15 protein-coding genes are annotated in these 11,926 nt (G+C 70.6%); all 15 read left to right on the top strand.

The genetic code is table 11. The annotated features are described in order from the left end of the window. The first annotated feature begins 94 nt into the window (after nucleotides 1-94). Nucleotides 95-925 carry a hypothetical protein gene (locus tag RT91_RS11490; RefSeq protein ID WP_007423237.1) on the top strand — a complete coding sequence of 277 codons (831 nt, stop codon included), beginning with the start codon at nucleotides 95-97 and terminating at the stop codon, nucleotides 923-925. A gap of 121 nt (nucleotides 926-1,046) precedes the next feature. Further along, nucleotides 1,047-2,435: a phage terminase large subunit gene (gene terL / locus RT91_RS11495; protein WP_240314274.1), complete on the top strand. Its 1,389-nt coding sequence runs from the start codon at nucleotides 1,047-1,049 to the stop codon at nucleotides 2,433-2,435. Between the two features lie 4 nt (nucleotides 2,436-2,439). After that, entirely contained in the window at nucleotides 2,440-3,852 is a 1,413-nt protein-coding gene (locus RT91_RS11500) for a phage portal protein (protein WP_035187388.1), read from the top strand. Then, a complete protein-coding gene (locus RT91_RS11505) occupies nucleotides 3,849-4,274 on the top strand; it encodes a hypothetical protein (RefSeq protein WP_007423132.1) in 426 nt (141 codons plus the stop codon). Before RT91_RS11500 ends, RT91_RS11505 begins: the two co-directional genes overlap by 4 nt. 99 nt (nucleotides 4,275-4,373) lie before the next feature. Continuing rightward, nucleotides 4,374-5,696 carry a DUF4043 family protein gene (locus RT91_RS11510; RefSeq protein ID WP_035187390.1) on the top strand — a complete coding sequence of 441 codons (1,323 nt, stop codon included), beginning with the start codon at nucleotides 4,374-4,376 and terminating at the stop codon, nucleotides 5,694-5,696. A 13-nt stretch (nucleotides 5,697-5,709) separates the two neighbouring features. After that, a complete protein-coding gene (locus RT91_RS11515) occupies nucleotides 5,710-6,018 on the top strand; it encodes a hypothetical protein (protein WP_007423130.1) in 309 nt (102 codons plus the stop codon). Nucleotide 6,019: 1 nt separating this feature from the next. Next, nucleotides 6,020-6,427, top strand: a complete 408-nt coding sequence (locus tag RT91_RS11520; RefSeq protein ID WP_012040108.1) for a hypothetical protein — start codon at nucleotides 6,020-6,022, stop codon at nucleotides 6,425-6,427. Between the two features lie 7 nt (nucleotides 6,428-6,434). Continuing rightward, the gene (locus RT91_RS11525) at nucleotides 6,435-7,079 is read left to right on the top strand and encodes a hypothetical protein (RefSeq protein ID WP_012040109.1); all 645 of its coding nucleotides are present in this window, start codon (nucleotides 6,435-6,437) and stop codon (nucleotides 7,077-7,079) included. After that, complete coding sequence (locus tag RT91_RS11530) at nucleotides 7,079-7,924, top strand: hypothetical protein (RefSeq protein ID WP_035187392.1); 846 nt, start codon at nucleotides 7,079-7,081, stop codon at nucleotides 7,922-7,924. Before RT91_RS11525 ends, RT91_RS11530 begins: the two co-directional genes overlap by 1 nt. Nucleotides 7,925-7,934: 10 nt before the next feature. Next, complete coding sequence (locus tag RT91_RS22180) at nucleotides 7,935-8,072, top strand: hypothetical protein (protein WP_013640860.1); 138 nt, start codon at nucleotides 7,935-7,937, stop codon at nucleotides 8,070-8,072. A 3-nt stretch (nucleotides 8,073-8,075) separates the two neighbouring features. After that, nucleotides 8,076-9,632 (top strand): tail protein, encoded by a 1,557-nt coding sequence (locus RT91_RS11535; protein ID WP_007421564.1) that lies wholly within the window; start codon nucleotides 8,076-8,078, stop codon nucleotides 9,630-9,632. A gap of 8 nt (nucleotides 9,633-9,640) precedes the next feature. Next, the gene (locus tag RT91_RS11540) at nucleotides 9,641-10,069 is read left to right on the top strand and encodes a hypothetical protein (RefSeq protein WP_007421565.1); all 429 of its coding nucleotides are present in this window, start codon (nucleotides 9,641-9,643) and stop codon (nucleotides 10,067-10,069) included. Next, a complete protein-coding gene (locus tag RT91_RS11545) occupies nucleotides 10,066-10,371 on the top strand; it encodes a hypothetical protein (protein WP_007421566.1) in 306 nt (101 codons plus the stop codon). The genes RT91_RS11540 and RT91_RS11545 overlap by 4 nt, the downstream gene beginning before the upstream one ends. A 151-nt stretch (nucleotides 10,372-10,522) precedes the next feature. Continuing rightward, on the top strand, nucleotides 10,523-11,308 hold the full coding sequence (locus RT91_RS11550; protein WP_240314275.1) for a hypothetical protein: 786 nt from the start codon (nucleotides 10,523-10,525) through the stop codon (nucleotides 11,306-11,308). 16 nt (nucleotides 11,309-11,324) lie between these two features. After that, a partial coding sequence (locus tag RT91_RS11555) for a hypothetical protein (protein WP_035187394.1) occupies nucleotides 11,325-11,926 on the top strand: 602 nt, incomplete at its 3' end.

Below are 11,926 nucleotides of genomic sequence, written 5' to 3' on the forward strand. Positions count from 1 at the left end.
GGGTGACATGTGTGGAATTCGCGCCGGCATCTCAAAGTTAAGCGGACGTTCAGGTTTTCTTGCGATAAATTGTGTTACGCAAGATTGATCTGGAATGGCGGCTGTGACGAGGAATATCCTTTGTGCGCTCGGACTGGCTCTCGCGCTGGCGCGGCTCGCGCCGTGCGCGCGGGCGCAGGGCGTGAACCCGGCGATTGCCGCGGCCGAGACCCGGGTTTCGCTCGGCATCACGGCGACGGGCTACAGCTATCACGAAGGGTTCGACAACACCTCCGACCAGGAGAGCGGCGTGCTGCCGGGGTTCAGCCTCGGCGCCTCGCGGCTCGGCCCGGCCTTGGGCCTGCCGGACGTCTATACCGGCGTGGTCTACGATTTCTCGGGCGGCGCGCTGGGATATCAGGGCTACCTGCAGGGAACGTCGCAGGGGCTCGTGCCATACGACCAGTCCGAAGCGGCGCGGTTCAACCATGTCGAGGTCCAGCTCGGCGTTGCCGTGCCGCTGAGCCACGCGGTCAGCGTGCTGCCCTTCATTGCCGCCGGCTATCAGAGCTGGTCGCGCAATATCGGCGGTAGCGGCGGCTATGGCAGTTTCTATCACGCGGCGCTGGCCGGGTTCGGCGCGAAGCTCGATTATGCGGCGACGGGGCGGCTCGTCCTCTCCGCCTCGGCGGAGGGACTGGCAGTGGTGGGCGGCGGCGTTTCGGCGCCGGCGCTCGGATTCTCCGGCAGCTTCGGCACCAGCGGCGAGGAGGCCGTGCGGCTCGGCGCCGACTGGCGGCTCGACAATGTCTGGCACGTCTTCGCCGGGCTGGAGATGCGGCATTTCAACTATGCCGGATCGAAACCGTCCAACGGATTCTATGAGCCGACGAGCAGCACTTTCGCCGCGCGCGGCGAGATGGGTGTCGCGTTCGGCTTCCCCTGAGCCGAGGGTGGAGCCTTCGGGGGAAAGAAAAAATCTAACATAGCGTTTTTTCGGCTTTCCCACCCGCCCCGTTTTGGGCTATCCCTCCGGTCATGATGAGGTTCTGTGCGCGGCGCGGTGCATGATGTGCTGCGACGGGACCAGAGGGGGGGCGGTTCGGCCCCGCGATTTCCGCCGGTTCGCCGCCGCGGTGCTGGAGGCGCAGGGCTTGCGGCCGGCGCGGCACCAGCTCGCGATGATCGACGCGCTGGAGCGCGTGGCGGCCGGCCAGGTCGACCGGCTGATGGTGCAGATGCCGCCGGGGGCGGCGAAATCGACCTATGCCTCGGTGCTGTTTCCGGCGTTCTGGTTCACCCGCCATCCGGCGGGCGAGGTGATCGCGGCGAGCCATACGGCCTCGCTCGCCGAATATTTCGGCCGCCGGTTGCGCGCGCTGATCGCCGAGGCGGGCGAGGATTTCGGCCTGCTTCTCGACGCCGGCAACCGGGCGGCGGGGCGGTTTTCGTTGCAGGGGGGTGGCCAGTATTTCGCCGCCGGGGTGCGCGGGCCGATCACCGGACGGCGGGCGGATCTGATCCTGATCGACGATCCGGTGAAATCCTGGGCCGAGGCGGACAGCCGGGCGGCGCGGGACGCGCTGCATGACTGGTATCGCGCCGAACTGCTCTCGCGGCTGAAGCCGGGCGGGCGCGTCGTGCTGGTGATGACGCGCTGGCATGAGGACGATCTCGCCGGGCGGCTGATGGCCCGGGAGAGCGGCTGGACGGTGCTGCGGCTGCCAGCACTCGCCGAGGCGGACGACCCGCTCGGACGGGCGCCGGGCGAGGCGCTCTGGCCCGAATGGGAGGATGCGCGGGCGATCGCCCGGCGGCGGGCGACGGTGGGCGAGCGCGTGTTCGCCGCGCTCTACCAGCAGCGGCCGATGCGCGATGGCGGGACGCTGTTCGAACTCGACAGGCTCGGCTTCGTCGACGCGCCGCCGGCGGTGGTGCGCACCGTGCGCGCCTGGGACCTGGCGGCGACGGCGGCATCGGCCGGGCGGAATCCGGACTGGACCGTGGGGTTGAAGCTCGGGCTGACCGCCGATGGCACGCATGTCGTGCTCGACGTGGTGCGGGTGCGGGCGGGGCCGGCGGCGGTCGAGGCCTTGCTGCGGGCGACCGCCGAGGCGGACGGGCGGGGCACCGCGATCGCGCTGCCGCAGGACCCGGGACAGGCCGGCGTCGCGCAGGTCGCGCATCTGCGGCGGGTGCTGGACGGGTTCACGGTGATCGCCAGTCCGGAATCGGGATCGAAACAGACGCGGGCGATGCCGGCCGCGGCGCGGATCGGCGCCGGCGGGACGCGCGTGGTGCGCGCCGGCTGGACCGACGCGTTTCTCGCCGAGCTGCGGGCCTTTCCCGATGGCGAGAAGGACGACCAGGTCGACGCGCTGGCGCGCGCCGAGGCGACGCTCGGCCAGGCGCCGGTGGCGGCGCGGATGGTGAATTTTTCTCTGATGGGGCGCTGAATTCATGTTCGAGACGATCTGCCAGACGATCCCGGCCGATCCGCACCTCGCGCCGCGGGCGCGGCGGCTGGAGATCTATCGCCGGGTGCTGGACGGGACGATCTATGACGCGCTGCCCTATGCGTTCCAGGAGGAGCGCAACGGGGCGGGCGAATATGTGCCGCTGCGGGCGCGGCGGCCTTCGGTGCGCTACGGGCTGTGCCGGATCGTGGTGGAGGATTCGGTTTCGCTGCTGTTCAGCGCGGGGCATTTCCCCGCCGTCGAATGCGCGGAGCCGGAGATCGAGACGCTGCTGGCCGACCTCCTCGGCGAATGCCGGCTCAACGAGGTGATGATCGACGCGGCGCTGCGCGGATCGGTCGGCTCGGTGGCGATCCTGCTCCGGGTGCTGAAGGGGCGGTTCTTCTGTTCGGTGATGGAGACGCAATACCTGACGCCGCAATGGCGGGAGGATGCGCCGGACACGCTGGAGCAGGTGACCGAGCTCTACAAGGTGCGGGGCGCGGAACTGATCGGCCAGGGCTATCAGGGGATCGATCCCGGCCAGACCTACTGGTTCCAGCGGCGCTGGGATGCGCAGGCGGAGACCTGGTTCGAGCCGGTGCCGGTGGGCGAAGGGCTGCCGGCCGCGCCGGATCGGGCGCGGAGCGTGCGGCATGACCTCGGCTTCGTGCCGATCGTGTGGATCCGCAACCTGCCGGGCGGCGAGGGCGCCGATGGCGCCTGTACCTTTCGCGCGGCGATCGAGACATCGATCGAGATCGATTACCAGCTGTCGCAGGTGGGGCGCGGGCTGAAATATGCCTCCGATCCGACGCTGCTGATCAAGGAGCCGGCGACGACCGACCGCGAGATGGTCAAGGGCGCGGGGAATGCGCTGATCGTCTCGGAAAAGGGCGATGCCAAGCTGCTGGAGATTGGCGGCACCGCCTCGGCCGCGGTGATCGACTACGTGCGGACGCTGCGCGAGTTCGCGCTGGAGAGCGTGCATGGCAACCGCGCCAGCGCCGACCGGCTGGCGGCGCCGCAATCGGGCCGGGCGCTGGAGCTGATGAACCAGGGGTTGATCTGGCTCGCCGACAATCTGCGGATTGCCTATGGCGAGGGCGGGTTGCTGCCGCTGCTGCGGATGGCGCTGCGGGCGGCGGCGCGGTTCGACGTGAAGGTGATGGGCCGGACGGTGCCGCGGGTCGATCCCGACCTGCGGCTGAGCCTGCGCTGGCCGCGCTGGTATGCCGCCTCGGCCGATGACCGGCTGAAGGAGGCGCAGGCGATCGCGACGCTGGTCAATGCGGGCCAGCTCTCGCGCGAGACGGCGGTGAAGAGTCTCGCCGCCAGTCATGTGATCGGGGATGCGGCGGCGGAACTCGCGCGCATCGCCGACGAGGGGGACCAACTGGAACGGAACGGGGCATGAGCGACGAATTCGCGGAGCACGAGGGGCTGCCGGACGAGCCGCAGGCGGCGCCTGAGGACTGGCAGGCCAGGGCGATGGCGGCCGAGCAGGCGATGGAGGCGCTGCGGCGCGAACACGCCGAGCGGCTGCGGCGGGCCGAACTCAGGATCGAGGCGGTCAGGGCCGGCATGATCGATCTTGACGGGCTGAGACTGATCGACCCGGCGGCGATGACGCCGGCCGAGGACGGCACGGCGCCGGACGCGGCGGCGCTGATGGCGCAGCTGAAGCGGGACAAGCCCTGGCTGTTCGGCGCGCCGTCATCGTCATCCACGGCGTCGGTGCCGCGCGCGGAGCCGCCGCGGGCGCGCCATGCGACCGAGCTGAGCGAGGCCGAGTGGCGCGCGGCGCGTGCCGAACTGCTTCGGCGCGCCGGGGGCTGAGCCGGCCGCCGGCCGCTTTCAACAAATTAACGCGTTGTCAGACAACCGCGCTCCGCTCGCCGGGGCGCGGCGAATTGCGTCATCCAGAAGGAACACGACATGGGTATTTCGAATTTTCCCGCCTCGCTGCAGCCGATCATCCAGCAGGGCTTCCTCGAGCGCGAATTCGAGCAGGCGCTGCGCTCGCGGCTCGGCTACCGGATGGTGGCGGATCGCGAGAGCTTCGCCGTCGGCATCGGCGAGACGCTGACCAAGACCCGCGCCGGGCTGAAGCCATCGGTCACCACGCCGCTGGCCGCCGCGACCAACACCAATCTCGATAACGGGCTGACGCCGCAGGGCTGGGGTGTCGAGCAGTATACCGTGACGCTGAATTTCTACGCGGCGACGCAGGACCTGAACATGGTGACCAGCCGCGTCGGCATCGCCTCGCAGTTCCTGCAGAATGCCGCGACCAATGGCGAGCAGGCGGCGCGCAGCCTTGACGAGCTGGCGCGCAACGCGCTGTTCGCCCCCTATTTCGGCGGCAACACACGCGTGAGCGCCACGCTGGCGAGCGCGGCGCCGAGCATCGAGGTTGATGATATTCGCGGTTTCACCACCGTTTTCGTCAACGGCCTGCAGACGGCGGTTTCGGCCAGCTATCCGCTGACGGTAACGGTGGGTTCGAATACGTATCTGCTCATTGGCGTGACGCCGGATGTCAACAACGCATCGTCGGCGCCGGGCGGGATTTCGGGAACCCTGACCTTTTCCAACGACGTCAGCGTGTCTGACGGCACCGCCGGCAATGCGGTGCGCGCCGCGACGGCGAGTGCCATCGTCCGGCCGCAGGGGGCCGGGACGACCAGCGCGCTGCAGGCGACCGACACGCTGACCATGTCCGCCCTGCTCGATGCGGTGGCGACGCTGCGGCAGAACGCGGTGCCGGAAATCGACGGTGTCTACAACTGCTATCTCGATCCGGTCTCGGCCCGGCAGCTCTTCGCCGATCCGGATTTCCGGCAGCTGTTCCAGGGCGCGACGTCGAGCAACGCGGTGTTCCGCCAGGGCATGGTCAACGACTTCCTCGGCCTGCGCTTCATCACCACCACCGAGGCCTATGTGCAGTCGCATCCCACACTGGCGGGGCTGTACATCCGCCGGCCGATCGTCTGCGGCAAGGGCGCGCTGATCGAGGCGGATTTCGCCGGCATCGGCGCGGACGACGTCGCGCCGAAGGATGCGCTGGTGCACATCATCGACGGTGTCGCCATGGTCACGCGCGAGCCGATCGACCGGCTGCAGCAGATCATCGCCCAGTCCTGGTACTGGATCGGCGGGTTCTGCGCGCCGTCCGACACCACGACGACGCCGAACACCATCCCGACCGCGACCAATTCCAACTTCAAGCGCGCGGTGATGATCGAGCATATCGGCTGAGGAGGGGGCGAACATGTCAATCGGGTCCTCGCTTCCCTTCAGGCCATCGGGCACCGCGTCCGTCGCCGCCTCGACCAGCGCGGCCTCGACCGCGCTTTCCGGCGGCGGGTCGAGCCTGCTCGTCTACAACGCCGCGGCGTCCGTCGCGTTCGTGCGGCTGGGCACCGCGGGGATGAGCCCGGCGAGTGCGGCGGATACGCCGGTGCCGCCGGGCGGGCGCATGCTGATCGATTCCGGGCGGCTGGTGAGCGAGGCGAGCGCCGTGCTCGCCTCGGGCGCCGGCACGGTCTATTTCACCCGCGGCGACGGCTCGGTCTACTGACATGTCGGGCAGTGTTTCGAGCGCGCCCGGCACGCTGAGCGAGGCGCAGAAGGTCGATGTGCGGCGGTTCTGCGGCTATCCGGCCTATGGCGCCGGGGCGGCGGGATTCCAGTCCTGGCGGTTCTTCCAGGCCTACGGCACGCTCGAATACCGGATGAACAACCTGGCGGCGGAAGAGGTGGCGGTGGTGGTGAACTACCTTGCCACCCTCGCCGCGCTGGAGGTCGCGATTCCGGAGGCGAGCGGCAATCTCGATACCGAGGCGGCGGCCGGCTGGCAGCACAACGCCAACGAGGTGCGCGACCGTGCCGCCCTGTTCGACCAGTGGCGGCGGCGACTGTGCGGGTTTCTCGGCCTGCCGCCGGGGCCGGCGCTCGGCCCCTCGGATGGCATCACCCTGATCGTTTGAGGTCTTCATGGATGGAACGCGGCTGGCGGACCGGATCGCCTTCGGCGGCGGCATGGCCGCGCGCAAGGCGGGCGTGATCTGCGACGCCTACCGGCCGCGCGACGGGGCGTGCCCGATCGTCGCGGCGAACCGGCTGGTGCGGCTGGGCGTGCTGGTGTTGCCGGTCTCGGGCTCGGTGCGCGGGCCGGCGCCGCTCGGCCTGCCCTATCGGCAACTCGTGCTGGACCAGGCCTATGTGCGCGGCGGGGATTATGTCGCCGGGCCGGCGGGGACGTTTCTCGTGGTGAACAACGAGCCGCCGGCGCCGGTGCTGGGGGCGCGCTGCAACGAGACGCTGTCGATCTGGCGGCCGGCGGCGCAGGCGGTGCCGGGGATCAATCCCTATGGGGCGATTCTCGGCGCCGGGGCGCGCGGCGTGCTGGCGGGATTTCCGGCGGCGCTGCTGCCGGCGCGGGGCGGGACCCATGCCGAGGCCGGGCTGCCGGACGACACGCGCGCGCCGGGCTACATCGCCGCGGTGGCGGCGGTGGAGGGGCTGGCGCCGGACGTGGCGGATGTGGTGCGCGATGCGCGCGGGCGGCAGTTCGTGATCGACCAGGCGGAGCTGTTCGGCGGGATCTGGCGGCTCGCGCTTTCGGCGAGCATCGTCTGATGGCGGGGCAGCAGGATGTCGAGAACGCGATCGTCTCGCTGATCGCGACGGCTTCCTATCCGGCGGGAACGGCGGCGGCATCGGCGATCGCCGGGCCGGACGGGATGGTGACGTGCCGGGTCTATCGCGGCATGCCGAACGCGCCGGCGCTGGAGGCGGATCTCGCGCGGGGCGTGATGCACGCCACCGTGTTCGCCGAGCCGGGCGGTGTGCGCAACGTGACGCGCTATCCGCGCGAATGGATCGAGGTGGCGCCGGTGCCGGCGACGCTGTCGGTCAGCGTCGCGGGAATGGCGGCGACGTTCGCGGGGCAATGCGCGGCCGGGCAGCTCGCCGGCATCGCCGTCGATGGCGCGATCTTTCCCTATGCCGTGCAGGCCCGCGACACGCCGGCGAGTGTGGCGAGCAATCTCGCCGCCCTGCTGCGCGCGGCGGGGTGGCTGGTGAATTACGCGGGGACGACGCTGAGCGTGCCGGCGGCGCACGGGCTGATCGCCCGCGTCGTGGCCGGGGGCGTCGCGCTGCGGGAGATCAAGCGCCAGGTGCAGCCGTTCCGGATTTCGCTGTGGTGCCCGGACCCGCTGACGCGGGACGCGGCGACGGCGGTGATCGACCCCGCGCTGGCGGCGCCGCAGTTCATCGGCCTCGCCGATGGCGCGGCGGCGCGGCTGCGCTTTGTGGGCACCGAGACCACGGACAGGTCGATCGATGCCGGGCTGTACCGGCGGGACCTCATTTACGACGCGGAATATCCGACCACCGAGGCGATGACGACGCCGGCCATGCTGTTCGGGGTCGGCGGGATCGCGGCGGACGGTGCGTTCATCGCCGGCATGACCGGCTGAAGGAGAGACGATGAAGATCAAACTGGTGGTGGTGAAGCCGTTCGAGGGCTTCAGGCGGGGCGACACGATTACCGACGCGGCGAAGATCGACGCCGTGCTGGCGTCCGCCCAGGCCGGGTCGGTCGTGCGGGTTGTGGCGGAGGGCTGAGGCATGCCGATATCGCAGGCAGGCGCGCTGAACACGACGGCGCTGATCGTTCCCGACCTCTATGTGCAGATCGTGCCGCCGCAGACGCTGCTGCTCAACGGCGTGCCGACCGATGTGCTCGGCGTGGTCGGCTCGGCATCGTGGGGGCCGGTGGGCGAGCCGATGATCGTCGGCTCGATGGGCGACTATGCCGCATCCTTCGGGCCGGTGATGGCGCGGCAATACGACATGGGCACGGCGGTGGCCGTGGCGGTGCAGCAGGGGGCGTCGAATTTCCGCTGCGTGCGGGTGAGCGACGGCACCGATGCCGCGGCCTCGGTTTCCATTCTCGGCGCGCTGACGCTGACGGCGCTCCATACCGGATCGCTCGGCAACGCGATCACGGTGACGGTTTCGGCCGGGTCGGCGGCGAACAGCTGGCGGCTGACCGTGGCGCTGCCGGGGCGCACGCCGGAGGTGTTCGACAACATCGCCGGCACCGGAGCCGCGTTCTGGCAGGCGGCGGCGAATGCGGTGAATGCGGGGACGGGGCCGCTGCGCGGCGCCTCCGAGCTGGTGGTGGCGAGTGCCGGCACGTTGTCGACCCCGCCGGTGACGGGGGTCTATCCGTTCGCGGCCGGCACGCCGGGCAGCGACGGCGCCGGCGGGCTGACCGCCGCCTCGCTCGTGGGCCAGGACACGCTGCCGCGGAGCGGGATGTATGCGCTGCGCGGGCAGGGCTGCGGGATCGCGGTGCTGGCCGATCTCGACGATCCGACGCAGTGGAGCCCGACCGTCGCCTTCGGCCTCGAGGAAGGCTGCTACATGATCCTGGCCGGGCCGCCGGGCGACACGATCGCCAATGCGGTGTCGGCGAAGCGGACGGCGGGGATCGATTCCTATGCTGCCAAGGTGATGTTCGGCGACTGGATCTGGTGGTACGACCAGGCGAACGGGATGACCCGGCTGGTGTCGCCGCAGGGTTTCGTGGCCGGGCGGCTCGCCAATCTCTCGCCGGAACAGAGCTCGCTGAACAAGCCGCTCTATGGCGTCGTCGGCAGCCAGAAATCGGGGCGCGCCGCATCGGGCACCACCAGCACCTATTCGTCGGCCGATCTGTCGGCGCTGATGTCGGCCGGGATCGACGTGATCGCCAATCCGCAGCCGGGCGGGGCATTCTGGGGCGTGCGCGGCGGGTTCAACGCCTCGTCCGACAGCGCCACCAACGGCGACAACTACACCCGCATGACCAACTACATCGCCGCCACCCTGTCGGCGGGGATGGGGCAGTACGTCGGCCAGCTGGTGAACGAGACGCTGTTCCGCCGCATCCGCGGCACGCTGCTGGCCTTCCTGAACACGATGCTCGGCCAGGGCATGCTCGGCACCACCAACGGGGCGCTGCCCTTCGCCGTGGTGTGCGATGCCTCGAACAATCCGCCTTCGCGCACCGGGCTTGGCTATGTGCAGGCCGATGTGCAGGTGCAGTACCAGGCGATCAACGAGCGGTTCATCGTCAATGTCGAGGGCGGGCAGACCGTGCAGGTCAGCCAGCAGACCCTGCCCCAGGGCACGGTGTGAGGTAGCAGATGCCATATAACACGTTTACCGTTGGCAATGATTGCCAGCTCGTCGTCATGGGGCCGTTCGGCCGGGTCGATCTTGCCCATGTGACCGGATTCGAGGTGAGCCAGGTGACGCAGAGCGTGCGCGTCGACCGGCTCGACGGGGTGCAGCTCGGCGCCGAACTGCCGAGGGGATGGCAGGGAAGTTTCCTGCTCGACCGCGGCACCTCGGCGGCCGACGATTTCATGGCGCAGATCGAGCAGGCCTATCTGTCGGGGCAGGCGATTCCGCCGGGAACGCTCTATCAATATGTGAATGAAACTGACGGATCGACCTCGACCTACCAGTTCGATGGGGTCGTGTTCAAGCTCAGCTCGGCGGGCGTGTATCGCGGCGACATGCCGGTGGCGCAGAAGCTCGACTTCTTCGCCTCGACGCGCAGGCGCGTATGAGCGGCGGCGCGGTGGAGGACGCGCGCGGGCGGGTGCTCGCGCTGCGGCCGCTGACGATGCTCGACCGGCTGCGCCTGTTCAAGGCGCTTGGGCCGGAGCTGTCGATGAACGAGGCGTATCTTGGCGTCGCCTCGCTGGCGGCGTCGGTCAGCGCGATCGATGGCGTGCCGCTGCCGTTTCCGGCGAGCGAGGCGGCGGTGGAAAACGCCGTCGAGCGGCTCGGCGAGGCGGGCATCGAGGCGGCGGCGGCGGCGTTGCAGCCGGAGGATGCCGATACGGTGAAGGCGCTCGCGGGAAACTGAGCCGGCACCCCGCGCTGATCGACTGTCTCTACCTGGTCGGGCGCGGGGTGCCGTTCGAGGTGGCCTTCACGCTCGGCGAGGCGGAGCGGATCGCGTTCGTCGTCGCGTGCGGGGAGCTGGACGGGCTGACATTCGACTGGAAGGCGATGGCGTGGGTGCAGGTGTGAGATGGCGCGACGGTGCGGGGGCGCGGTTCGCCGGGTTGGCGCGGGGCGGGTTCGGGCGGATCGCGCCCCGCCGGCTGCGCTTGGGGGCGCGGAGAATGCGGCGGGCGGTGACGTCCGCCATGCAGGCGGCAGCGGTGGCGTTTCCGACCAGCCGCCGCGACGGCGGGGCGGTGTGGGCACGGCCCGGTGGATGGCAACATGCCGCGCGGTTTCCGACGGATCGCGCGCGGCATCCATGGCATCCGCGGCATTATGCTTCGTTCCGCCCCGGCCTGTGGGCTGCGGCTGTGACGGGGCGGCGCGTGGCGCACGGCTTCGGGCCGGAGATTCGGCGGGCGGGCGCGCATCTGCCGGCGCATCGGGTGCCGGCGGCACGATCGAGGCGGGCGGTGGCGCGGGACGTGCCGCTGATCCACACCGCCCTGCGCGCCGGGGCTCCGGCGATGGCGGCTTCGCGCCGCGTGGTGGCCCCGCATGTGGCGTCAGGTCGCTCCGGACCGCATGCCTGGAATGGGGCTCATGTTTCATCCGCATTGTCGGCGCGACCGGTGGCGCCGGTCGTGCCGGGGCGGGCGGTCGGTGCGGAGGCAACGGGGCTGGCGGCGGCGGCGGTGCGGCCGGAGACGCGGTTCGCGGCGCCGGAGCGGATGGATCTCGGCCGCTGGCTCGGCGGGTTGTTCGGCGACGAGGCGCGGCGGCCGCCTTCGGGCGTGACCGGATACGACACGCGCATGTCGCCGGTGTTCCCGGGCCGCAAGCCGGGATTCTGAAAGCGGGAGGCGGAAGATGGCGGCGATCATGGTGACGCTGGGCGGCGTTGCCTTCCGGGATTTCGAGGTGCCGCAGGCGATCGAGTTCGGCGGCTGCCAGCGGCTGGCGGTGCATGAGCTGCCGGGCGGCGGCCGCGTGATCGACACGCTCGGCGCGGCGGCGGGGATCATCCGTTTCGCGGGCACTTTCTCCGGCCCCGATGCCGAGGCGCGGGCGCAACTGCTCGATGTGGCGCGGGCGGCGGGGGCGACCCTGCCGCTAGCCTGGAGCGGCTTCGCCTTTGAGGTGGTGATCGCGGATTTCGTCGCGGTTTACGAGAAACCCTGGTGGATTCCGTTCTCGATCGAGCTGGTCGAGGCGCAGAACCTGGTGACGGCGGTGCCGGACGCGCTGGCGCAGGCGGGGCTTGATCTCGTCAGCGCCGGTGGCCTGGCCGGGCTGGTGGGACTTTCGCTCGGCTCCGTAACGGTGACGGCGCCCGGGAGCATTGCCGCGGCGCAGGGGGTTGTGGGCGGCGCGCTGAGCGCGGCGGAGAACGGGCTGGCGGCGGCGCAGGGCGCGTTCGGCGCGAGCGCCGGCGCCTCGGCGGCGACGCGGGCGCTGCAGGCGATGGGCAC

The sequence above is a fragment of the Acidiphilium sp. JA12-A1 genome (assembly GCF_000724705.2).
In the GTDB taxonomy this organism is placed as follows: domain Bacteria; phylum Pseudomonadota; class Alphaproteobacteria; order Acetobacterales; family Acetobacteraceae; genus Acidiphilium; species Acidiphilium multivorum.